Genomic DNA, 23,968 nt, shown 5'->3' on the forward strand with positions numbered 1-23,968 from the left:
CTATGCGTAACGGATGCGAGGGTCGGCGACAGCAATCAAGATATCGGCGATCAGATTGGCGGCGATGACGAGGATCGCTGAGAACATCAGGAGACCCATGATTACGGGGTAATCTTTGTAGCTCAGGCTATCGAGAAACAGCCGGCCCATGCCGGGCCAGGTGAACACGGTCTCTGTCACCAGGGCGCCGCTGAGCAGCGTAGGCAGCTCAAGTCCTGCGAGCGCGATCATCGGCAGCATGGCATTTCGTAATACGTGGCGGATAATCACCCGACGGTGGCTCATGCCCTTTGCTCGTGCGGTCCTCACGTAATCCTGACTTAGGACCTCCAGCGTCGCCGTGCGCATATACCGGCTCCAGACGGCCAGATGAACGAGAGCGAGCACAAGTGACGGCATGATGAGGTGTTTGGCGTAACCAAGGAAAGTTTCGTCGCCAACGGTGTACATGTTGCCCGGCGGCAGCCAGCCAAGTTTGAGTGAGAAGACGTAGATCCCGACCAAACCAAACCAGAAGGTTGGGATCGAAAGCGCGATCATCGCGATGACCGTCGTTACATAATCGAATACCGAGTACTGCCTGACAGCGCTGCGCACACCAATCCAACATCCCAGGACGACCGCGATCAACGTCGCCGAAACCATGAGAAGGACGGTCGCCGCCAGGTGAGAGGAGACGACTTCGAGGACAGGTGTGCTGTCGCGATAGGATCGGCCCCAATCGCCCATAAGCATTTTGCCAACCCAGTCAAGATATTGAAGGGGAAGGGGGCGGTTGAGGCCCATCTGAGTGGAAATGCGTTCCAACTCGGCCGCTGTCATGCCGGGCGTAGCAACAAACTGCGATAGTGGCCCACCGGGCGCCAAGTGTAGCACGGAAAAGCCGATAACTGAAACGAGCACGAGCAGAAGAAGGCTCTGCATGAGACGTCCGAACAAAAAGCGAAGCATAGTTTTGTTCCCCCCCGTTTCGTCACGGGCTAAGACATCGATCGAAACGCGGGAGGCCATTGGCCTCCCGCAAGCTCCACCTAAGAGCGATACCAATCAGCGATGTTCCAGGTGTCGATGCGCACATTCACGTTAGCCGCGTAGCCGTTGAGGCCATTCTCGTGACCGCGGACAGTGCGGCGCTGCCACATTACGATGAACGGCAGATCTTCTCGCACGATTTCCTGGATTTTGGCGTAGATCGGCTTACGTTCCTCAGGGACGAAAAGTTTGCCGCCTTCAGCGAGAAGTCTGTCGACTTCGGGGTTGGAATACTGCCAGAAATTCAGGCCGCCGCCACCCTTTGCTGCGCTGTTAGTCGACAGGAAGAAGTCGCTTGTATCGGGGTCGAATCCTGTGAGAAAGTCTTGGCCGTGCATCACACTGTGAAATTGCGACTTCAGCCAGAAGTCGGCGAATAGAACAGCCGAAGGCATGTTCTCGACTTTCATCTCGATGCCCACGTCCCGAAGGGTCTGCTGCATGTACTGTTGTATTTGTTCGCGAATCTGATTTCCGGCTGATGTCGAGTTCGTGAAGGACAGGCGTTTTCCGTCTTTGACACGGATGCCGTCCCGGCCTGGAACCCAACCTGCCCGGTCGAGGAGTTCCTTCGCCTTTTCAGGATCGTACTTATGCTTCGGTAAGTCCGGATTGTAATAGTACGACTGCTGTGGGATGTAGCTCTCGGTCGCAATCGGCACACCATAGTTGATCTGCTGGAGCGCACTGTCCCGATCAAACGCACTGTAGATCGCTTGACGGACAGCCTGCTCGTCCAGAGGCGCTCGGCCGGTGTTGAACGCGATGCATTCCACCGACGAAGCCGGCATCAGCTCCACGACCTTGCCCGGAAGAGTTTGGGCCTCTTCGTAATTGTTTGCGGGTATATAAGAAAGGCTGATCAGATCGATGTCACCGGTCTTGAACTGCGTATACAGAACCGTTTGATCGGGAATGTACCGGAAGATCACCTTCTCGATATACGGGCCTTCACCGAAGTAATCGTGGTTGGCGGCAACCTCGATGCTGTCACCGGCCCGCCGATTAACGAATTTGAACGGTCCTGTGCCGATCGGTGCCCTGTCGAGGGGAGAGGCATTTTTGTCCGTGACACCCTCAAATACATGGGCCGGGACGATGAAAGTTGCTGCAAGGATTGACGGGTAAGGCGCGAAAGGCTGCTCCATACGCCACGTCAGTTCGGTTGCTGATACAACCTTCAGATCCCGGACTAATTCGTGGCCGGTGCGACGCCAGCTGTTGAACTTTGGATCAACAAGAAGTTCGAGCGTGAATTTGACGTCTTCTGCGGAAAACGGCCTACCGTCGTGCCACTTCACGTCGTCGCGCAGCTTGATACGCCAGTTGAGACCATTTGCAGATATGCCACCATTGGCAACTGTTGGTACTTCCGCAAGCGATGGTTCGAAGTGGCCCTCGGGCGTGACAGTGAAGAGCGTGTCGTAGAGAGCGAACTGAATGCCTTCATCGACTTCAATGTGAAGCTTGTGAGGGTTGAATACGGTCTGCTCCTGCGACAGGCCGATAATAAGTTGACCGGTTGGAGATGAAGGTGGAGCAGCAAGTGCCCGATCCTTGCCGAGCAGGTTCGGCGCAAAGTAGCTTACAACGCCAGCGGCGCCGAGCAGTCCAAGAGTTTTCCTCCGAGTGAAGGCGAGCTTCGTATTCTCATTTTCAGTCGACATAACAGAACCCCTTTTTTGGTCTGGTGAACGATCACGGTTGCCTGCCTCTTTATCGGGCAGTTGCGGACTACTGGCGCATGTCGGGCATAAGCTCGATCTTTGAACCATCCGAGAAACGGGAGAAGCGGAAATGAGTCGGATCGACGATAGGCGGTCGCCCGGAAACGATATCCGCCATCAATCGACCGGCAGCCGGTGCGATGCCAAAGCCGTGACCGGAAAAGCCGGTTGCGATATGGAAGCCCGGAATTGAGGCGACGGCGGAAATGATCGGGATCGCATCGGGCAGCACGTCGATATAGCCACCCCAACGCTGGGCAATCTGCGCCTTTGCGAAAACCGGCCAAGCCTCGGCGAGTTTTTCCAGCGTTCCGTCGGCATATTTTTTCGACGGGACGGGGTCGAGCACACGGTGGTATTCGAACGGACTGGCTTCGTCCATCTCCCAATGTTTGGATAAGCGAAGCTCCTCGAAGAAGCGTCCACCGAGCCGGAACCGAAGGGACCGCCACTCCTCTTTAAACGACGGAAGAAACTTCCAGCCATACCTGAAGGAGTTTGGGACGATGTCGACGATGTTTTCGTGTCCCGATGCGATCGTGTAGCCACCATCCTGACGCTTGCGCAAGGAAAACGCTTTGGTCCATAGAGCACCTTCTGGACCGCCTTCCAGCGGCTTTGTCATCAAAACGGAGTTCATCACGTTGAGCTGCGGCACGTCTATGCCATAACGCTGGCAGAAAAGATTGCTCCATACGCCGCCCGCGACGACGACCGCGTCGCATTCGATCAGTCCGCGTTCCGTGACAACGCCACTCACCCGCCCTGCGGACGTTTCCAGCCCCCTGACAGCACAGTCGGTTAGGATCGTGGCGCCTTTCTCACGCGCAGCTCCGGCGATCGCAGGCGCTGCTTTTTGAGGCTCCGCGCGGCCATCGCCCGGGGTATGCAAGGCGCCATACGGCTTGTTTCGCAGCCCCGGGAACATCTCGGCGAATTCTTGCCCGTTCAGCATCCGACTTTCGATCTGGTAGGGCTCGAGATACCTGTTCCAGTCTGCGTATGTATTGAACTGCTTTTCTGTCGCGCATGCGAACGTGATGCTGGCCTTCTTGTAACCGGTATCACGTCCCAGCCGCTTGTCGAGCGTTTCCCAGATGCGGATGGCTTCGATCATCAACGGGATTTCACGAGGATCCCGGCGCGAAAGTCTCACCCAACCCCAGTTGCGGCTGGACTGTTCGTGGCCAACGCCGCCTTTCTCGCATACGGCGACCTTGAGGCCATGCTCGGCAAGCTCAAGGGCCGTCGAGACCCCCACAATTCCTCCTCCTATGACAACGACATCAACCTTTTTCGGTAACGTCTCGTCACCGTGGAAAGGAACAACTCTTGGACCTGGCATATCTATTCCTCCCGCCCATTGGCCCGATAGCGCTTAGGCGACTTTGCCCGGATGCGGTTGATCGATTACTTCAAAAACGGTCTCATCGAGACCCGGAGATATGGGTAGCGGACGCTCGCAACTGGACCCGATCTCGATGACGCGAGACTCGGCTGCAGACATGCCGATAGCGAGCAGAACGTCCAAAACATGCAATGCGAGTTCACCGCTTGCGCGATGAGGACGGCCCTGCCTGATTGCAAGGGCCATGTCGACAACACCGATCGAGCGATGATCGGCGACTTCGCGGCCGGTCCTCAGGGTGCGGTTCCGCTCGCCAAATGCGAATGCGGATATATCGACTGCCTGCCAATCTCCTCCTCTTTCGGTAACTTTCGGCTCATCTCCGAAGAAGTTAGGGTCAGGGACCAGCAGCGAGCCTTCAGTGCCGTAGATCTCGATTGGCGACCGTTGGTGCTTCCAGACATCCCATGAAGCATCCAGACTGAAACGGGCACCACTCTCGAAAGTCAGAAGAGCGCTGTAACTTGTCGGAGTTTCAACCGCGATCTCTTCACCAGCGCGATCACCACTGCCAATCTTGCGTGTCGGATAGCCAGTCGAAGCAGTTGCTGTGACCGTTCGGACAGGCCCAAGAAGATTGACGAGCGTGGTGATATAATACGGTCCGAGATCGAGAACCGGCCCACCTCCCGGCTTGAAGAAAAAGTCGGGGTTTGGATGCCATGCCTCCATCCCGCGCGACAGGAAGCTCGCGGCGCCGCCAAGTACTGTTCCTATCTTTCCGTCATCAAGTAGCGCTCGGCAGGCTTGGTGTGAGGCTCCAAGAAAGGTGTCGGGAGCGCATCCTACCCGCAAACCACGCTTAGCGGCCAGTTGCAACAGGGCGTTGGCTTCCTCGACGGAAACTGTCAAAGGTTTTTCGGAATAGACGTGTTTGCCAGCCTCAAGAATACGCGTGCTGACTTCAGCATGAGCATTCGGTACCGTGAGATTGATGACTATCTCGATCGAGGGATCGGCCAACATTTCGTCGATGGTCGCGTATCCCACGCCCATTGCGGACGCTTGCGAACGGGCGGCGTCCTCTCGGATATCTGCCACCGATTTGACTTGGATGTGGCGCGAGCGGGCGCCGCCGCGGATGTAGGCGGTGCTAATAACACCGCACCCGATAATGCCAACGTTCATAGGAGAAGCGCTCACCGCAGGTTCTCCTGCAGATAGCGGAAGCTGTTGGCAATGGTGGCCGCCGGGTTCAGCGGCTTGTCGTGCTCCACCACCATGACCTTTGCGCCATTTGCAATCGCTTCCGGCCACAAGACTTTCCAGTCCAGGACGCCAGCGCCCACATCGGCCCAGCCTGCCTCTTCCTCGTTCTGACCCTCGGGAGCAAGATCTTTCACATGCGCCGCGGCAAGCCTGCTTGAATGGCGCTTCAGCCAAACCACCGGGTCCACGCCGCCGCGTGTCAGCCATGCGATATCCGCCTCCCACTGCACGGGAGCGGATCCGGCTGCTTCGAAGACCAGATCCAGAGCGGTTTTATCACCGTCCTTGAGATGCAAGTCCCAATTATGGTTATGGTAGCCGAGAGTCATCCCGTGCGCCGATAGCTTGTCGCTCAGGAAGGCTAGCCGCTTTCCCAACTCCCGCCATCCCTCTGCTGGCATGTCACGCTGCGGAATGGGAACAGAGGGGACGAACAGGGAAGAAATGTTAAATGCCTGCGCGTTCTCAACAACCGTCCCTAAGTCGTCCGTCAGGTCGGCGAGCGCAACATGGCTGCCAGTTGCCTGGAGGCCTCGCTCACTAAGTAGCCCAGCCAAGGCATTGCCGCGAGAAAGCTTGGCGCCGTAAAGCTCAACAAACTCAAAGCCCGCCGCCTTTACCGAGTCGAGCATTTCAGCGTCGTCTTCGATCGAGCGCATTGTGAACAGTTGCACTGACAATTTGGTCATAGTCATTCCTCGCATGAAACACGCTTACGTGTCATCCAATCGTTTGTACAGCGTAGACAAACGATTGTATCCTTGTCAAGCGGTCGGCGGGAGCATATTAGTGTTGATGACCGTGCTGATTCCGATATAGGTTCGCACCCATATACAATCGATTGGATAGATGATGAAAACGATCAAGGGCCCGGCCATCTTTCTTGGCCAGTTCGCGGGCGATGCGGCACCGTTCAATACCTGGGACGGGATCACCAAATGGGCGGCCGACAAGGGGTATGTCGGCGTGCAGGTGCCGACCTGGGCCAGTCAGCTCATCGATTTGAAGAGGGCCACCAACTCCAAGGATTATTGCGACGAATTTGCCGGCGTTGCGCGGGCGAACGGAGTCGAGGTGACGGAGCTTTCCACCCATCTCCAGGGCCAGCTCGTCGCCGTGCATCCGGCCTACGACGAAGCCTTCGACGGGTTTGCCGCACCCGAAGTGCGCGGCAATCCGAAGGCACGCCAGGCCTGGGCGGTCGAGCAGGTCAAGATGGCGCTGACGGCGTCGAAACATCTCGGCATCAAGGCGCATGCGACCTTTTCCGGCGCGCTCGCCTGGCCGTTCATCTACCCGTGGCCGCAACGCCCGGCCGGCCTGGTCGAGACCGCCTTCGACGAACTCGCCAAGCGCTGGACGCCGATCCTCGACCATGCCGATTCCTGCGGCGTCGACGTATGTTACGAAATCCATCCCGGCGAAGACCTGCATGACGGCGTCACCTTCGAGATGTTCCTGGAGCGAGTGAAGAACCATCCGCGCGCCAACATGCTCTACGACCCGTCGCATTACGTGCTGCAATGCCTCGACTACATCGACCATCTCGACATCTACAAGGACCGGATCAAGATGTTCCACGTCAAGGACGCGGAATTCAACCCGACCGGCCGGCAGGGTGTTTACGGCGGTTACCAGGGCTGGGTCGGCCGCGCCGGCCGCTTCCGCTCGCCCGGCGACGGCCAGGTCGATTTCGGTTCGATCTTCTCGAAAATGGCCGCCAACGATTTCGACGGCTGGGCCGTGGTCGAATGGGAGTGTGCGCTGAAGAACTCCGAGGACGGAGCCCGCGAAGGCGCCGAATTCGTCAAGGCGCACATCGTCCGCGTCACCGAAAAGGCGTTCGACGACTTCGCCGGCAGCGTCACCGATCAGGCGGCCAACCGGCGCATGCTGGGATTGTGGGGAGAGTTATCATGACCATCGAAGGCAAGGCCGAGGACGCACGCGAACCCCGCATCCGACTCGGCATGGTGGGAGGCGGCGCAGGAGCCTTTATCGGCGCGGTGCATCGCATGGCTGCACGACTGGACGATCGGTTCGATCTGGTTGCCGGTGCGCTGTCGTCGACCCCTGAAAAAGCCTTGGCGTCCGGCCGCGAACTGGGCCTGGACAGCGCGCGTACCTACGGTTCCTACAAGGACATGGCGGCCCGCGAGGCACGATTGAAGGACGGCATCGAGGCGGTGTCGATCGTCACCCCGAACCACGTGCATTACGATGCCGCCAAGGAATTCCTGAAGCGTGGCATCCATGTGATCTGCGACAAGCCGCTGACCTCCAACCTCGCGGACGCCAAGAAAATGAAGAAGGCGGCCGACGAAAGCGGCGCGCTGTTCATTCTCGCCCACAACTACACCGGCTATCCGATGGTGCGGCAGGCGCGCGAGATGATCGCCAATGGCGAGCTCGGGAAAATCCGTGTCGTGCAGGTCGAATATGCGCAGGACTGGTTGACGGAAGCGGTCGAGCAGACCGGTGCCAAGGGCGCGGTATGGCGCACCGACCCGGCGCGATCAGGCGCGGGCGGCTCGACGGGTGATATCGGCACCCATGCCTATAACCTCGCCTCATTCGTCACCGGCCTGACGCCGGAGAGCCTCGCCGCGGATCTCGACAGTTTCGTGCCGGGCCGGCGGCTGGACGACAATGCCCATGTGATGCTGCGCTTCGATAGCGGGGCGAAGGGCATGCTCTGGTGCAGCCAGGTGGCGCCAGGCAACGAGAACGGGCTGAAGTTGCGCGTTTACGGCGAGAAGGGCGGGCTCGAATGGGGGCAGGAAAACCCGAACCAGCTATTGTTTACACCTTTTGGCGAGCCGAAGCGGCTGATCACCCGAAATGGCGCCGGCGCTGGAGCTGCTGCGGGCCGCGTTTCCCGCATTCCTTCTGGTCATCCGGAAGGCTATCTTGAAGCATTCGCAACGATCTATTCAGAGGCTGCACAGGCAATCGCTGCCCACAAGAAGGGTGCTGCGGCTGATAAGGCGGTCATCTATCCGACCATTGATGACGGTGTGAAGGGCGTGGCTTTTGTCGAGGCGTGTGTGGCCTCGTCCAAAAGGAACGGAGCATGGATCAAAATATAGAGGGAAAAGCCCGCAAACGAAGCTTTGGTCGTAAAGATATCGGCGGGCGAATTCTTCTTATTGTAGAGAGCTCATCTCAATCTCAACAGCGGCTAACCCTGAAAGGAAGGCCTGGTGTCACCACTTCTTGAAAATGTTCGACCGGGGCAATCTCGCGCGAATCGACTTACAATGGTTGACATTGCTCGCCTTGCGGGTGTCGATGTGTCCACTGTTAGTCGCGCACTTGCGGACTCATCCCGGGTTACAGATGAGACCAAAGAGCGCATACGCAAAATCGTCGAAGAAAACGGATACGTGGTGAACCATGGCGCCCGTATGCTTCGAAACCAAATGGCAGGCCAGGTTCTAATTCTGCTGCCAAATATCGCCGCCACATTTTTTCCGGAAGTCATTTTAGGGATTGAAGAAACCCTCCAGAAAGACGGCATCAGCGTCATTATAGGTAGCACCCAGTACGACAAAGTGAGAGAAGATGCTCTTGCTCGACAGCTCCTCAATGGAGCCGCGGACGGCGTCATTCTGCTGACCGGACGTATCCCGGAAGTTCTACGTTCCTATTCCGGGTTCGAAAAAAGGATCGTGGCCGTTTCACGGGCGATCAACGAACCTGAAATTCCTTACGTCAATATCGACAATATGAAAGCTATTGAAACTGCCGTCCTACACCTGGTAGGGCTAGGTTACACGGATATCGCTCACCTCGGCGGCCCAAAGGAAAGCCCAACGTTTTTAGCTCGGATCACTGGCTATCAGGTTGCGATGGAGAAAGCTGGCCTTTCAGCTCACCTCCGGATCGAAGCGGGCGAGCGGTTCAATATCGATGCTGGCCGGGAGGCCATGGAAAAGCTAATGCGCGGCGGAAAAGCTCCCGCTGCAGTAGTCTGTGCGAGCGACGAGATGGCGATGGGCGCGATACGTTATGCCCGCAGTCAAGGTCTCCGGGTGCCACACGATATCGCGTTCGTCGGCTTCGACGACATCCCATTCGCCGGAGTTTATGATCCTGCGCTAACTACAATTCGAACGCCCAGACACAAAATGGGGGAATTGGGTGCCCAGATGCTGTTGAAAAACTTAAAGGCTTCGAGCTTTAAGCCAAAAAGCGTCATTGTAGATCACCAACTCATAATCCGAGAGAGTTGTGGAGGCCAAATTGATCAAACGTCGATACCAGCTCAATAAATGCCGCACGAGGTCCGCTGAGGTAAGCCATGAAGATAGCTACGACAAAGATGAATCATTGGTTTGAACGACTGACCGAACAAGTTGCATTATCGCACGATGAAGCGGCCGTGCAGGCGACCCTCGAGAAGCTGACAACCGGAGCCGGCTTTCAGTTTTTTGCCTATCTTAGCTTGCAAGAAGACGCTCGAACCGCGATCTCCAATTATAATAAGGAATGGCAGCGCCGCTACTTCAAGCAACGCTTTGCGTTAATTGACCCTGTGGTCTCAAAGGCCCGTCAGAACATGGAGGCGTTCGCTTGGTCAAACGAGATATCGAGTCGCATGACCAAGAAGCACAAGGCATTCTTCGGTGAAGCTGCCGAGTTTGGCATCCGCTCCGGAATATCGATTCCGATCAGTACTGGTTTCGGGTGGATGGCCATGCTGACGCTCGCTTGCGAGGATGCTGGCTTTGCCGAGCGGCAAGAACTCAACCCGGTTCTCGCTGCTGCGGCCGTCGGCCAAATGCACGCGCGCATCGAACGGATGCGGGTTTCCCCGAATCCCAATTTCGAAGTTCAGTTGAAGGTGGAAGAGTTAACATGCCTTCGATGGTCGGCGGAGGGCAAGCCGATGAAGGCAATCGCGATCATCGAGAACACGACCTATTCGAACGTCTGCTTTTTCATCCGCAACGCGAAGGCCGCCCTCGGTGTAACCACCCTTCCACAGGCGACTGCCAGGGCGAAAGAGCTCGGGCTCATCTGATCGCCGAGGCCTCGCTATCCGGAATCTTGCCAGCTAACGAGCGAGTGATAACCACCGTCAGATCGACGCGCAGTTGCGCGAGTTCGTGGATATAAGTGGATATAATACATGTTAACGGTAACCGATGTTTCAGACCCACATTGTCTTGAGCCAGAGCCGTTGCTATCGGGAATTGCTCCTATATGCTCTGTTCGCGGCAAGAGATTCAGATTTCAGATGTCCAGAAGAAACCAGTTTAACGGGATTTGCCACGACATCCTCGGAACGTTTGTTAGCCGGTACAACGATCACGATGGTTATTGGTCCTTGGGCCAGTACGTTGCGCTCCTCGAACGTCTAGGCGAAAGCCAACTTCAGCTCACGCTGAGGGACGCGACTGAGGCTCCTGACAATCGCGTCATCGCTGCGTCAGAGAAGTATTATCGAGGCGCGGTTCTGCGAATGATGGAGGCCAATTCGATGCCGCAGGTGTGGCTCGCGAATGCAACCATCAAGGTTTCCATCGTTGCCCCAGCCAAGGTCGCTTGCGAAATTGAAATTGTTTCTGATCTCGGCAGGACTTACCGGAGCGAGCGCACCATAACTGTTCGGCCTCATGACCCCGTCATTGAGCTGCGGAGAACAGATAGATTCGGCCCTTCCAACCAAAAAGGCCGCTAAACTTGGGCTGCTTTGTTCATCCAATTCCACGGCAATAGGTCGGCGATCTGGCTTTGCTTGTGGCCGTTCACGATGGCGGTGAGGATACTCGTCAGATACGCAAACGGCTCGACGGCATTGAGCTTGCAGGTCTCGATCAGCGAGGCGACGGCCGCCCAGCTCTCGGCCCCGGCGTCGTGCCCGGCGAAGAGAGCATTCTTCCTGTTCAAGGCTATTGGCCGGATGGTCCGCTCGACACTGTTGTTGTCGATCTCGATGCGGCCGTCGGTCAGGAAGAGCTTCAAACCATCCCAGTATTTGGCGATGTAGGCCAAAGCCTCGCCAAGCGGGGATTTGGTCGCGACGCGAGCGCGGTGATGGACGAGCCACGCCTGCATGTCGGCGACCAGTGGCATTGATCGTTCCTGCCGTCCAGCAAGTCGAGTGTCCGGATCATGGCCGCGCAGTTCGGCCTCGATCCGATACAGCTCACCGATCCGCCTGACGCCGTCCTCGGCAATCGGTGCTGTTCCATTGCGGGTGATCTCAACCAGCTTGCGACGGGCGTGGGCCCAGCAATAGGCAAGGCGGATGTCTGGACCAATACGGTCTGGTGCAATCAGTCTGTTGTATCCGGCATAGCCATCCACCTGCAGGATGCCGGAGAAGCCCTGCAATATACGTTCGGCATGAAGCCCGCCGCACCGGGAGCGTAGGTGAAGGCCACGCCTGGTGGAGCGCCGCCATTCCAAGGGCGGTCATCTCGCGCAAGAGCCCAGAAGTATCCGGTCTTGGTTTTGCGGGAGCCGGGATCGAGCACCGGTGCACGGGTCTCGTCCATGAACAGCTTGGTCGAGCGCTTCAGGTTGGCAATCAACGCATCGAAGACAGGCCGCAGTTCATAGGCTGCCCGACCGACCCAGTCGGCAAGTGTTGAGCGGTCGAGATCGATGCCCTGGCGGCCCATGATCTGCGCCTGCCGATAAAGCGGCAGATGATCGGCATATTTGGAAACCAAGACATGGGCGACGGTCGCTTCCGTCGGCAGCCCCGCCTGGATCAGCCGTGATGGAGCCGGAGCCTGAACGACACCGTCTGTGCAAGCACGGCACGCATATTTGGAGCGACGGGTGACGATGACACGGAACTGTGCTGGGATCACGTCCAGTCGTTCGGAGGCATCCTCGCCAATGTAATGCAGGCAACCGCCGCAGCCGCAGATCAGGCTGTCCGGCTCGATCACCTCTTCGACACGCGGAAGATGCTTTGGAAGGGAGCCGCGATTGATCGCGCGTGGCTTGGCAATCCTGTCTCCAGTGGGAGCGTCCGCTTCATCCTCGGCATGGATGGAAGCCATCGCCGTCTCCAGGTCTTCCAGTGCCAGATCGAACTGGTCGGGATCGGTCTTCTCGGACTTGCGTCCGAAGGCTGCCTGCTTGAATGCTGCAACCAGCTTCTCGAGCCGCTCTATCCGCTCGTCCTTACGAGCGATGTGCTCGTCCTTGCTCGCTATCGCGAAGTCCTTGGCTGCCTCGCGTGCTTGCGCCGCGATCAGCATCGCCTTCAGAGCAGCAACATCATCGGGAAGATCGGCGGCATCAAGCATGGCCGAAACCTACCAAATCCCCCGCCGATTTGCCTTTGGAATTTACAGTTCTGAGTCATCGTGCCGCAGCTATTCGATGGTCTCCGGGGTTCTCGTCTGGACGGCATGAACCCGCCGCCAATCGAGACCCGCAAACAGCGCTTCGAACTGGGCGTGAGTGAGCGTCATCAATCCATCCTTGATCCCTGGCCAAGTGAACGTGTGCTGTTCCAGCCTTTTGTAGGCCATGACGATCCCGGAGCCATCCCAGTAGATCAGCTTCAACCGGTCCGCCTTGCGTGACCGGAACACGAAGACCGTTCCGGTGAATGGGTCCTTGTGCAACTCGTTCTTCACCAGCGCCGACAACCCGTCATGACCCTTGCGGAAGTCGACCGGCTTTGTTGCCACCATGATCCGCACTCGGTTCGATGGAAAGATCATGGCGTGGCCAAGGCACGCGCGATGGCGGCGATCCGGGCGGCAGACGCACCTTCCTCAAGACGGATGGTGACGGGACCGAGGACGATCTCGGGGCGACCAACCGTTTTAGGCGGCGGTTCCGAAACAGGCGGATCGACGATGACCGTCGCGAACTCTACTGCATCCTCCGGCTCTGGCAGAATCAGCTTGCCCTGCCGCGCCATCGTTCGCCAAGTGGAAAGGCTGTTGGCTCGCAATCCATAGCGCTGCGCAACTTCATTGACAGTCGTGCCAGGCCTCAAGCTTTCCGAAACAATCTTCGCCTTGACCTTATCAGGCCAATGTCGGTGAACCTCACGTCCAGGCTTCCCGGTTGTGAGAAACTCCAGTGTAGTCTCCATGGAGAAACTCCTTTTAGCTCATCCATGGAAGGTCGATTACAGATCAGGCGACAGCAGACAATGTGGGGTCAGAACACCGGTTACTGTTAACGGATCCGTCAGTTCCATAAGGCATCTTACGCGATTTTACTCAACTATTTGTTTTACAATACTTTATTTGGTGTTTCCGTTTCAGGCACGCATGGATCGAGGTCGGTTATCTGGATGGCTGACGACCGCCGCATGTATCGCAAGGTACTGCGCGTCCCTCTCGACCGCCGTCATCAGAACGTCTGAAGGATTGGTGGTGGCCCGATCGGCTTTTGCGACGCGTGAGGCTTATCATCGGGTCGTCAACTGGTGAGACTGAGCCGTGAGACGAATTATCGGCTATTCTCCGGAGGTTTGGAGCAGCAGTTGGCACTTTAACCGGGCGGCTCGGGATGCAGCGGGTCTGTCGTTTTCAATCCGCAGTCGCGTTCAAGCTCGAACAAAGCGAGCCCGCTTTGATACTCCGTCATCGCGCTACACCTGCGCGAATAACTCAAACCATATTCCTTCTCCGACCGCGGCGCCGACGGCAGTTGCAGCTATGCACATCATCAGATCTTCAGTCCGAGCAGGGCGGTATTGATGGTCACTCCACCACCATCGCATGATGGCAAACACAACCGCCAGTGAGAGCCAACCGATCAGCCGAAATTCCAGCTGAAGGGAACGTGCTACGAGAAATCCCAGTGCGACAGCACAACCGTGATGCTTAAAATCTGTCGATCCAATCGACCTATAGTCTCACGCCTTTCATTCTTTAGACCATCGGCATGAGTTTCGGACACAGTCGATCATTTGCCCGCGACGCGTCAAGCGAAAGCACTGGCTGGTCTGATCGCTCAGTGAACGCTTTCCTCGGCGCCGTTCGGAATATACCCAAGAATATCAAGGAGAGTGGAAACGACGGTCTGTTGCGCATGAACCGCGATCATCGCAGTAATATAGGCCCGGCGCGCGTCAAGCTGAGTGCACTCTTTTGCCTCCTCAAGTGATTTTTCCAGTCGCACAGCGTCGTCGCGAAGACGGCGGTGCTTTTTTATTTCATCAATGACGAAATGCTCGATCTCTTCGGGAGCCTGGCCGCGCATCAGCCCGATCAGAGGCCTTAATACGAGTTTGTTCTGGGACACTGCGTTTTCATCAGCTTTGTTCACCACTCCATCCACCACAATAAATGCGTCCGCGGTCCGTCCCCGCAAACTATCCTTTGACCCCAAGCCGGGGGTTAGAAAAACCGAACACAGTCGGCCCCTGAGACCTTTAGCACGAGTGCCTGGACATACGTCACAGGCCCCCGGCCGAATAGCCAGAGGATCCGATATCGTTTCGGCCGATATCGGCCGCTGTGTTCGAGGTTTCTACGCCCCAAGGCGGTACGTGCCGCCTCATCTCGCTTTATAGGGAAACTCCCGGCAGAACACTAGCCCGAGAACTCGATCTTGAGTGTGTTGCGTGGGGAGAGTTGTCAAATTCGGCTGGCCTGCTTCGTCAATTTCCACCGATCCGCGACAAGTCGATGCGGATCCCGGACTGGCCGATATCCGCTTCAGGATCCAATCGCTCGTTCGGGGCCTCTTGGGCATCGCTCTCCGGCTCTTGCATTTCTTCGGCCAGCGCGGAACCGCCACCAATCCGCCAACCGGTGCCCGGATCAGGCGCTTGAAAAACCGCCGTTCCCTCGAATTCACCCGTCTTCCAGGCATGAACGGCGTCGTCGAACACCTGCGGCAGGACGCTCTTGTCTTTTGGATCACCATACCATCTGGCCACGATCCGCATGATCTTGGCGAACATCCTCGTACCCATACGGAGGTTCTCACAGGCATCGACCAGTGTTGGCTTCAACTCAGAGGCATCTTTGATCCCAACGCCCGCTGGAAACTGCGTCAGTCCGACGCGGACGACAGCATGGCCGATGTGAACGCGGACAGTCTCCATCGCTTCTTCCGGGGTTTTCGCCTTCGGCACAAGAATGAGCCTGCCACCGGATTTGACGGTCACGGCCAAAGGATCTGGCGACCCTGCGACCTCGATGAACTGTTCGATGATGGCCGGCGGCACAGACGGATCGGCGCATTGCTGGATGAGGATAGCGTCGAGCATAGGATCTCCCGAAGGCTCAAGTATTGAAGGATAGGACAAGAGGTATGTCGAACAGGCGGCCCCAGGCGAACACGCTGGCGCGCTGGACGGCGACGATCGACGTTCCCTTCGTCCACCAGCCATTGCCGATCGCGATGATAGCGTCGGGCCTGTGAAGCATGGACTGTAGAACCGGCCAGGCGATCAGTTGCTCGTAACAGACGAGGACGGTGACGCGATGGCCGGCGATCTCCACGACTGGATCGTTGAAGAAACCGGCGCTGGCGCCGCCTGACTGCCCGGACCATTCCCGCCATGGCTGCCACATCGACACGGGGACCGGCATCCTCTGGCGATAGACGATAGAAGCGCCATCGGCCTTCACGGCGATGACGACATTGTCGTAGCCATGTCTTGTCACGACGGCTGCCCCCCCAACGACGGTCGTATTCGAGCCGGCGAGTTCCTGCTGCCAGAGCTGCTCGATTGTCGGAGTCCAGAAGCCGAATGCGCTTTCGGGAAGGACGATCATGTCCGCACCAGACCTGGCCGAGGCTTCATGAACGGATCGAGTTAGGTCTCGCTGAAGAGAGAGATTGAAACCGCGACCGAGCGCCTGGCCAAATTGCGTATCGCTGCCGGTCCACCCCGCGGGCACATTCGGCGGTGTCCACCCGGCGGCGGACCAGAGCGTCAGGCCTCCGATGGCTACCGCCGCGATCGGCCATCGCTTTGTCACGAGGAACAGCATGCCAGCCCCAGTGACGATAAGCCCGGACCATCCCCATCCGGGAAATAAAATCCCTGCCGCAGTGAGCGGATTTGCCCAGCCGGCAATGCCCACCGGCGGCAGGATCGTGACGACTGTCGCAACGGCAAAACCAAGGAGCCGGCGGCGTTCCGAACGGCCTTCCCAGCAGATCGTATGTGCGGAGACGAAACCGGATGCGGAGATGATCCAGAGGAGATAGCCCTCATAGCCATTCGAGCCGTAGAAATTCACAATGCCCAGCGGCAGACCGCGCGATGCTGCCAGGAAATAGCCCATAGCGACGAGAACCGTGACCGCTCGGGACGGCGCCTTCGACCAGATCAGTGGGAAGAGCAGCGATACCGGCAATAGTCGCGGCTCGCCACTCCAGCCGATCCACCCGGTGGCGACCGCGCCAGCAATCAAGGCGGCATTTCGTGCAAGATCACGGCGCATAGGTCAGCACCGCTTGTGCCAGGCCGAGAATACCGGATGCCGGGATCGGCCCGAAATAACGGGAATCCCAGGAGCCGGAGAAGGAGGAATGGAGAAACACGCTTCCTGCAGGCACGATGCCTCCGGAAAAAGGAACCAAGGGCCGTCCCTTGCCGTCCGTCATCACCAGGCGCGAGTTCGCAAGTTCCCGGCCGTCGATCTTTACGGAGGACCCGATTTCGACCTGCTGACCTGAAACGGCAACGATCGTTTTGACGAGCGGTGCATAACCGTCGGCGCATAGTCCCCGACGCAGATATCCACGCTCCCTCGCCTGCCGCATCTCGTCCGTTTCCGGCGGGCAGATGAAGACGAGATCGCCGGTCGCAACCGGACGATCGAGCGGTATGATGCGCCATAGCCCCAGCGGCTCGCTCGGCGTGACATTGACGCGATAGCCGCAGAACCCGCCGATCGCTATAATGCCGCAGGCGACAGCGCCGGTGGAAATGAGGAGCGCCACGACCCTCCATCGCGAACGGCGTATCGTCGGAATCGAACACATACCGGTGGTCATTTCAGGGACAGCCCCTTGCTCTGTGTCTGGCGCAGGGTCTCGGCTTGTTTCATTGCCTCGCTCGTGCGTTCATGGGCCGCGAGCTGCTGCACCGTGCGCATCATGTCCCAGGCTTTATGGATCTCCGCCTTCTGGCCCGCGGGCATGGTGCCGGTAATCTTGTTGAACGTCTCGCCGCCGGCCTCCCTTGCCGCCAGTGGCAGAAACGTGCGTTCGCCGAACCGCTCGGAGATCGCCCTGGCGAAACCCTCCAGTTCGGCCTTCACCATTTTATCGGCCAGGGCATATTCGAGACCGGCCGGCAGATCGTTGCGGTCGATCGCGTCACGAACGCGTTCGAGCGTTTGTTTCGCACTCGGCGATAGTGCGGGAATTTCGATCGAAACCTTGGTGCGGACCGCCAGTTCATCTGCGTGATACCGGCGTTCGACCTCCTCGCGCTGGCGCAGATAGTTCGCAAGGTTCCGGCTGAGCGCCGGCGCATTGACGAGCGCACGCTCGCGGTCCTTTTTGTCGGCGCTCGTGGCGAAGAAGCCCCTCTTGCCTTTTAACCCGCCAAAGCTCTCCGGCTCACTTGCGATCCGCGCGATCGTGTCCTTTGCAAGAGACTTGTCCGTCAGCATGACGTCGACGTTCATGGCCTTGAAAGCGGTCTCGGGCTGCGCATAAACGAGATGGAAGCGGCTCGAGATATTTTCCCACTGGTTCTTCAGCGTAGGCTCGGCTTCGAGCCTCTCCTGGACGGCCTGATCGATGGATTTGGGGAACGTGACGATGCCTGATACCATTGGCTTTTCCTCCTTGTTGGGGTCATGGTAGGGAGATTTTTTCGCACTTGCGATAAGGCCGATCCTACCGCCGATGGCAGCGAGACGAGCACCGAGACCGGCCAGCTTTTGCTTTTGCCTGACCGTCCATTCGAGGCGATCCCGGACAAGGGTGCGGGCGACATTCACGAGGTGCAGGCCACGGGCGTCAGCGAAGCGCAACGCCTGGGCATAGAGCGGGCCCCTGGCGTAATCGAGGGTCGTTTCCTTGGCGTTCTTGCGTGCCAGGATAGGGATCAGGCCACCGGCTTTCGCGAAGGAACGGCGGCCGTAATAGACGGCGAGATCGTCGCGATGTCGGGTCATTGCGACGTAGGTGAGATGCCGGTCGAGCGACAGGGAAGCGAGCACCTTTACACGGTGGACGGTCATGCCCTGGGATTTGTGGATGGTCGTCGCGTAGCCGTGGTCGATATCGGGATAGAACCGCTCTTCGACCGTCACCTGGCCCCGGTGTTCTCTTTCGCCGATCTCGGCAACGATACGGCTTGGAGCAGCTTTGACGACCGTGCCGAGCATACCGTTCTTGACGCCGAGCGAAACCTCGTTCCTGAGGAACACGATCTGGTCGCCTGTCGCGAACTTGCGGTTTCCGTCCTCTGTCTTGAACGCAAAGCCTTCTTCGATGAGACCGCGTGCGACGCGTTTGGCGCGGGCCATCTCGTTCAGCGCGCGGACGTCGCGGCGCAGGTGCGCTAGGATCAGACTGGTCTTCTGCGGATCGTCGTCACGGTCCCAGTCGGCGATCAGGTTTTCCATTGCCTGCGCCTTCAGGTCCGAACCGTTCACAGATCCACGGGCGCGATAGGCATCGACCGCCCTGGCGATATTGCCGCGAGCGAGATCGATGGAGGCATCGCGCATCCACTGCTCACGCTGGCGATAGATGGTTTCGAGTTCGGCGTAGCCGATCCGATCGGCAATCGCCCGGAAGGCGGCACCCGCCTCGATCGGCTGCAGCTGTTGCGGATCGCCGACAAGCACGAACTTGGCGCCGGCCCTTGTGACGGCTTCGACAAAAAGTGCCATCTGCCGCGACGACACCATTCCGGCCTCGTCCAAGACAAAGACGGTCTTTTCATCGAGCTGATTGCGACCCTCGTTCCAGCGAAGCTCCCAGGATGACAGCGTTCGCGACAGGATGCCGGCATCCTTTTCAAGACCCTCGGCGGCCTTGCCGGCCAGAGCGCCGCCGACGACACGATAACCGGCCGCCTCCCAGGCCTCGCGTGCGGCCTTCATCATCGTTGTCTTGCCGGCGCCGGCGCGGCCGACCACGGCCGCAATCTGCCCCTCCCCTGCGACGCGGGCGATGGCGGTTCGCTGTTCCTCCGAAAGCCGCGAATGGCGCAGGAAGGTGCTTTCCAAGACGGCTTCGCGAACGCCGTGCGAGGAACGGCCGGCAAGCCAGATCGCCCGCTGCGCCATTTCTGATTCAAGCCTGATGAGGTGCCGTGTCGTGAACTTCGCAGGGGCTCGCACTCCCGTGGCGAACGCGATGTGCTCGCGCTCGAGGCGAAGGGTTTCGGGGCTCTGAAGGATCCTTGCCATCAGGCTCCGGAACAGACCGGGATCGTCGACATAGCGGTGCAGGATCTTCGCCACGTCGCGTTCGTCGAAGACGCTCTTTTCCCGGGTGATCAGGTCGAGGACGATCTCCGGGCGATGCTGGATGCGGCGGACATTTTCGGAGCGGCGCTCCTCCTGCAGCAGGAGCCGTTCGAGTTCTGGAGACCACCCTTCCTGCGTCTTTGCATGCTCTTGCGATTTCCGCTCTATCGCCTTGGTGCCGACGCCGAGATGGATGGTCGGGACGAGTTCGATGCCCTGCTTTTCGAAGGAGCGGCCATCGATGTTGATGTCGAGACCGGCCAGCGCCAGATGTCTGTTCTGGCAGGCGAACCAGCCTTCGCGAAAGGCGTTGAAGTCGTCGGCTGTTCCTGCCCAGACTTCGTAGACGATCCTGCCGGCATTGTTCCTCATCGGGTTGCCGTCAGGACCCGCCAGAGCGACCTTCTTCGGCCCGAAACCGTCTTCGGTCAGCGGCCTTAAAGTCGTCATCAGATGGATGTGCGGATTGCCCGGCGCATCGTGGTAAACCCAGTCCGCCACCATACCGTTCGAGGTGATGTGGCGGGCGACGAACTCCCGGACGAGTGCAATGTTCTGCTCGAAGGAAAGTTCGATGGGCAGAGCGATCGTGACATCCTTGGCGAGTTGCGCATCAGAGCGCTTTTCAAAGGCTTCGACCTTGTTCCAGAAGGCTTCCGATGCTCCCGAAACCGAACGATCGGCGATCATCGCCCGCAGCCATCGGGGTGCGTCGGCCGGGATCACGAACTCCTCATGCAGCGGGCCCTGCTTGGCGCGATAGTCGATTGTCCTGGCTTCCCGCTCGTAGTCCATTTTGGCGCAATGGCGGTAGGCCGCCGACAGCACGGCGCTGCGGCCGGAACCGCGGGCAACGATGCTGACGGAGAAATGAGGGACGGCCACGACGTTGATGCTCCAGGTGCGAACGAAATCAAAGGGTTCGTCGCAAGGGCCGGCCCCGCCAGGGGTGACAAGCAAAGCGTCGCATCAGCGACGTATAATTGCGCCCTTGGAAACCGTTCTTGCGAACGGCCGGGATGATGGCTAAAGGCGTTGGCTGCGCCAACTCGCATTTCTGGCAGTAGATCGGCACCCCGATCTGGTGGAATCTGATGCCGTTCACAGATGAAACGGCAGACAAGGACCATCCGGAATGAAGAAGCCATCCTCGAAAATTCGGGACGAAATCGCCAAACTCCAGGAGCAGCTCAAGGCTGCGGAAACGCGGGAAGCCGAGCGCATCGGTCGCATTGCCCTGAAAGCCGGGCTCGGAGAGATCGAGATCGACGAGACGGAGCTGCAGGCAGCGTTCGATGGCGTGGCAAAACGGTTTCGCGCAGGCAAGGCCGGTTCTACCGGAGGGAAAAGCGATGGGGGCGAGGGCCCGGGCCGCGGGCAGTCCTCGGCGGTCGCGGCTGGCGCGACAGCGGGCGGCCATAGTGAGGCTTGAGCGGATGTCGAGAGCAAAGGCGTCCGATGCCCGCAAGAAGGATACGCGGGAAAAGATTGAACTCGGCGGCCTGATCGTAAAGGCGGGTTTGCGCTATGAGCAACGTGCCCTGCTGCTCGGAGCACTGATCGAACTCAGCCGTCGGATCAAGGGGGATGAGGCGGAACGCAAACGTCTTGTGACCGTAGGCGCGGAGGCGTTCGGCGATGATGGCGAATAGAGTTGCACTTTTCGCCGCCCCGATCCTGCTGATGATCCTGGTCGTCATCGGCATGACGGGGATCGAGTATTGGCTCGCCGCCTTCGGGAAAACGCAGGAAACGAAGCTCATGCTTGGACGGGCGGGCATCGCCCTGCCCTTCGTCGTTGCCGCCGCCAGCGGCGTGCTCTTCCTCTTTGCGGCTGCGGGTTCGATCGGAATCAAGTTCGCGGGCATGGGCGTTTGTGCGGGCAGTGTAGCGACAATGCTGATCGCCGTGATGCGTGAGGCCGTGCGCCTGATCGCTCTCTCCGGACAGGTGCCGGCAGGTCGATCGGTGTTTTCGTATCTGGATCCGGCGACGGCGGTCGGAGCGGGAATTGTACTGGCGGCGGGATGCTTCGGCTTGAAGGTTGCAATCAGGGGCAACGCGGCCTTTGCCAGAGCAGAGCCACGACGCATTCGTGGCAAACGGGCGGTCCATGGAGAGGCCGACTGGATGACGGCGATGGAAGCGCAAAGTCTTTTTCCTGAAGCGGGTGGTATCGTTATAGGCGAAGGCTACCGCGTCGACCGCGACAGCGTTGCAGCGCAGTCATTCCGGGCCGACAGTGCGCAGACGTGGGGCCACGGCGGCAGAGCGCCACTGCTGTGCTTTGACGGTTCGTTCGGTTCGTCCCACGGCATCGTGTTTGCCGGGTCCGGCGGTTTCAAGACCACCTCCGTGACGATCCCGACAGCGCTCAAATGGGGCGGTACGCTCATCGTGCTTGATCCGTCCAACGAGGTCGCGCCGATGGTGATGGCGCATCGCGCCGAGTCGGCGCGCGATATTCATGTTCTCGATCCAAAGCAGCCGGCGGTCGGTTTCAACGCGCTCGACTGGATCGGCAAGTTCGTCAGTTCGAAGGAAGAGGACATAGCGGCCGTCGCCTCGTGGATCATGAGTGACAGCGGGCGTGCGACAGGTGTGCGGGACGATTTCTTCCGGGCGTCCGGCCTGCAGTTACTCACAGCCATGATCGCGGATGTCTGCCTGTCCGGACATACGGAAAAAAAGGACCAGACACTCCGTCAGGTCCGGGCGAACCTGTCGGAACCGGAACCGAAGCTCCGCCAGCGCCTGCAAGACATCTACGATAATTCCGGATCTGACTTCGTAAAGGAGAATGTCGCCGCCTTCGTGAATATGACACCGGAGACGTTCTCCGGAGTTTATGCAAATGCCATCAAGGAGACGCACTGGCTGTCTTATGCCAATTATGCGGCGCTGGTCTCGGGATCGAGCTTCTCCACCGACGCGCTCGCCGCCGGCGAGACCGACGTGTTCATCGACATCGATCTCAAGACACTCGAGACGCATTCAGGCCTGGCGCGCGTCATCATCGGCTCTTTCCTGAACGCCATCTATAATCGCAATGGCGCGATGAAGGGACGCGCGCTTTTCCTGCTCGATGAGGTTGCCCGTCTGGGCTATATGCGGATTCTGGAGACGGCACGAGACGCGGGTCGCAAATACGGTATCTCGCTCACGATGATTTATCAGTCGATCGGTCAGATGCGCGAGACCTATGGCGGTCGCGACGCCGCCAGTAAATGGTTCGAAAGCGCCAGCTGGATTTCGTTCGCAGCAATCAATGATCCGGAAACGGCGGAATATATCTCGCGGCGTTGCGGCACCACGACCGTGGAGGTCGACCAGATTAGCCGGAGTTTCCAGTCGAGAGGATCGTCGCGCACACGTTCAAAACAGCTCGCTGCCCGGCCGTTGATTCAACCGCATGAAGTGCTGCGCATGCGTGCCGACGAGCAGATCGTCTTCACTGCCGGAAACGCACCATTGCGCTGCGGCCGGGCGATCTGGTTCCGGCGCGATGAGATGAAGTCATGCGTCGGCGAAAACCGGTACCACCGGGCTAGAAAAGGATGACGGCCATGCGGAAACCACTGATCGTCGCGGCAATCCTCGTCACCGGTGTCGGTTGGCCGGGGCTGGATGAGCGATTCGGTCGTCCAGGCCCGGGTGAACCCGACAGGATGGCCACATTGCCCCCGCATTTTACAGGGACGATCTTTGGCCAGGTTCAGGCTTTGCGACGGTCCGGTCCGGTCGAATTGCGTGGTCGACGGCGATACGTTCTGGTTCCGCGGCGAAAAAATCCGCATCGCCGATATCGATGCGCCCGAGATTTCCAGGCCGGAATGCCCAGCAAAAAAACAGGTCGGTGAAAAAGCGCGGGATCGCTTGCTCGTATTGCTGAATGAAGACAGATTTTCTCTGACGGCGGGATGGCGGGATGAAGACCGGTATGGGCGCAAGTTGAGGGCGGTGTGGCGTTCCGGGAAATCCCTGGGCTTGAAGCTTGTGGAGGAAGGAATGGCGCGGCGCTGGGATGGCCCTGCGTTCGGCTGGTGCGCCGGCTGACTGCTGTTCAACATTCATCTTCGTGCACGGGAGAGGGATAGGGGTTTGGGGAAAGGGAGGAGGGAACCGTCCCCTTTCCCCATGGGAGGGTGTTTGAGGGAGGGGCTTGCCCTTCCCTGATGGGATGAGCGTTGAGAGGGGGCCTGCCC

At 58.8% G+C, this 23,968-nt stretch carries 21 protein-coding genes and 1 pseudogene; 9 read left to right on the plus strand and 13 right to left on the minus strand.

Annotation, left to right across the window (positions count from 1 at the left end; all coding sequences use genetic code 11):
- From OIU37_RS33570 to OIU37_RS33590, 5 genes are all read right to left on the minus strand, one after another.
- Entirely contained in the window at positions 1–951 is a 951-nt protein-coding gene (locus tag OIU37_RS33570) for an ABC transporter permease (RefSeq protein WP_264259990.1), read from the minus strand.
- 80 nt (positions 952–1,031) lie between these two features.
- Positions 1,032–2,699 carry a peptide ABC transporter substrate-binding protein gene (locus tag OIU37_RS33575; RefSeq protein WP_264259991.1) on the minus strand — a complete coding sequence of 556 codons (1,668 nt, stop codon included), beginning with the start codon at positions 2,697–2,699 and terminating at the stop codon, positions 1,032–1,034.
- 67 nt (positions 2,700–2,766) lie between these two features.
- A complete protein-coding gene (locus OIU37_RS33580; RefSeq protein ID WP_264259992.1) occupies positions 2,767–4,104 on the minus strand; it encodes an FAD-binding oxidoreductase in 1,338 nt (445 codons plus the stop codon).
- Between the two features lie 33 nt (positions 4,105–4,137).
- The gene (locus OIU37_RS33585; protein WP_264259993.1) at positions 4,138–5,310 is read right to left on the minus strand and encodes a Gfo/Idh/MocA family protein; all 1,173 of its coding nucleotides are present in this window, start codon (positions 5,308–5,310) and stop codon (positions 4,138–4,140) included.
- Positions 5,307–6,065, minus strand: coding sequence for a sugar phosphate isomerase/epimerase (locus tag OIU37_RS33590; protein ID WP_264259994.1), 759 nt, complete (start codon positions 6,063–6,065; stop codon positions 5,307–5,309). Before OIU37_RS33590 ends, OIU37_RS33585 begins: the two co-directional genes overlap by 4 nt.
- A gap of 163 nt (positions 6,066–6,228) precedes the next feature.
- Between OIU37_RS33590 and OIU37_RS33595 the strand changes: the two genes are divergently transcribed.
- The 5 genes from OIU37_RS33595 to OIU37_RS33615 all read left to right on the plus strand — a co-directional run bounded on the left by OIU37_RS33595 (position 6,229) and on the right by OIU37_RS33615 (position 11,062).
- Positions 6,229–7,296, plus strand: coding sequence for a sugar phosphate isomerase/epimerase (locus tag OIU37_RS33595; protein ID WP_264259995.1), 1,068 nt, complete (start codon positions 6,229–6,231; stop codon positions 7,294–7,296).
- The gene (locus tag OIU37_RS33600; protein WP_264259996.1) at positions 7,293–8,465 is read left to right on the plus strand and encodes a Gfo/Idh/MocA family protein; all 1,173 of its coding nucleotides are present in this window, start codon (positions 7,293–7,295) and stop codon (positions 8,463–8,465) included. The genes OIU37_RS33595 and OIU37_RS33600 overlap by 4 nt, the downstream gene beginning before the upstream one ends.
- Positions 8,466–8,579: 114 nt before the next feature.
- A complete protein-coding gene (locus OIU37_RS33605) occupies positions 8,580–9,650 on the plus strand; it encodes a LacI family DNA-binding transcriptional regulator (RefSeq protein ID WP_264259997.1) in 1,071 nt (356 codons plus the stop codon).
- Positions 9,651–9,679: 29 nt separating this feature from the next.
- Positions 9,680–10,402 carry an autoinducer binding domain-containing protein gene (locus OIU37_RS33610; protein ID WP_264259998.1) on the plus strand — a complete coding sequence of 241 codons (723 nt, stop codon included), beginning with the start codon at positions 9,680–9,682 and terminating at the stop codon, positions 10,400–10,402.
- Positions 10,403–10,618: 216 nt separating this feature from the next.
- Positions 10,619–11,062, plus strand: coding sequence for a hypothetical protein (locus tag OIU37_RS33615; protein WP_051449384.1), 444 nt, complete (start codon positions 10,619–10,621; stop codon positions 11,060–11,062).
- Here OIU37_RS33615 and OIU37_RS33620 read toward each other — a convergent pair.
- The 8 genes and pseudogenes from OIU37_RS33620 to traA form a co-directional block, all read right to left on the minus strand.
- Positions 11,059–12,647, minus strand: a pseudogene (locus tag OIU37_RS33620) (IS66 family transposase). The gene OIU37_RS33615 and the pseudogene OIU37_RS33620 sit on opposite strands and share 4 nt — an antisense overlap.
- Positions 12,648–12,716: 69 nt before the next feature.
- Entirely contained in the window at positions 12,717–13,070 is a 354-nt protein-coding gene (gene tnpB, locus OIU37_RS33625) for an IS66 family insertion sequence element accessory protein TnpB (RefSeq protein WP_077979902.1), read from the minus strand.
- Positions 13,067–13,450: a transposase gene (locus OIU37_RS33630; protein ID WP_025393257.1), complete on the minus strand. Its 384-nt coding sequence runs from the start codon at positions 13,448–13,450 to the stop codon at positions 13,067–13,069. The genes tnpB and OIU37_RS33630 overlap by 4 nt, the downstream gene beginning before the upstream one ends.
- Before the next feature lie 869 nt (positions 13,451–14,319).
- Complete coding sequence (locus tag OIU37_RS33635; RefSeq protein ID WP_264259999.1) at positions 14,320–14,634, minus strand: transcriptional repressor TraM; 315 nt, start codon at positions 14,632–14,634, stop codon at positions 14,320–14,322.
- Between the two features lie 334 nt (positions 14,635–14,968).
- Positions 14,969–15,583 (minus strand): TraH family protein, encoded by a 615-nt coding sequence (locus OIU37_RS33640; protein ID WP_264260000.1) that lies wholly within the window; start codon positions 15,581–15,583, stop codon positions 14,969–14,971.
- A 16-nt stretch (positions 15,584–15,599) separates the two neighbouring features.
- The gene (locus OIU37_RS33645) at positions 15,600–16,769 is read right to left on the minus strand and encodes a conjugal transfer protein TraB (RefSeq protein WP_264260001.1); all 1,170 of its coding nucleotides are present in this window, start codon (positions 16,767–16,769) and stop codon (positions 15,600–15,602) included.
- Positions 16,759–17,313, minus strand: a complete 555-nt coding sequence (traF, locus tag OIU37_RS33650; protein WP_264260105.1) for a conjugative transfer signal peptidase TraF — start codon at positions 17,311–17,313, stop codon at positions 16,759–16,761. The genes OIU37_RS33645 and traF overlap by 11 nt, the downstream gene beginning before the upstream one ends.
- Positions 17,314–17,321: 8 nt before the next feature.
- Positions 17,322–20,648 carry a Ti-type conjugative transfer relaxase TraA gene (gene traA / locus OIU37_RS33655; RefSeq protein WP_264260002.1) on the minus strand — a complete coding sequence of 1,109 codons (3,327 nt, stop codon included), beginning with the start codon at positions 20,646–20,648 and terminating at the stop codon, positions 17,322–17,324.
- A gap of 250 nt (positions 20,649–20,898) precedes the next feature.
- Between traA and traC the strand changes: the two genes are divergently transcribed.
- From traC to OIU37_RS33675, 4 genes are all read left to right on the plus strand, one after another.
- On the plus strand, positions 20,899–21,195 hold the full coding sequence (gene traC, locus OIU37_RS33660) for a conjugal transfer protein TraC (protein ID WP_264260003.1): 297 nt from the start codon (positions 20,899–20,901) through the stop codon (positions 21,193–21,195).
- A gap of 4 nt (positions 21,196–21,199) precedes the next feature.
- Entirely contained in the window at positions 21,200–21,415 is a 216-nt protein-coding gene (gene traD, locus OIU37_RS33665; RefSeq protein ID WP_264260004.1) for a type IV conjugative transfer system coupling protein TraD, read from the plus strand.
- The gene (gene traG, locus OIU37_RS33670) at positions 21,402–23,324 is read left to right on the plus strand and encodes a Ti-type conjugative transfer system protein TraG (protein WP_264260005.1); all 1,923 of its coding nucleotides are present in this window, start codon (positions 21,402–21,404) and stop codon (positions 23,322–23,324) included. Before traD ends, traG begins: the two co-directional genes overlap by 14 nt.
- A gap of 189 nt (positions 23,325–23,513) precedes the next feature.
- A complete protein-coding gene (locus OIU37_RS33675) occupies positions 23,514–23,819 on the plus strand; it encodes a thermonuclease family protein (RefSeq protein ID WP_372353433.1) in 306 nt (101 codons plus the stop codon).
- Positions 23,820–23,968 lie beyond the last annotated feature (149 nt).

The sequence above is a fragment of the Rhizobium sp. BT-226 genome (genome assembly GCF_025847085.2).
GTDB classification, from domain to species: Bacteria; Pseudomonadota; Alphaproteobacteria; order Rhizobiales; family Rhizobiaceae; genus Rhizobium; species Rhizobium sophorae.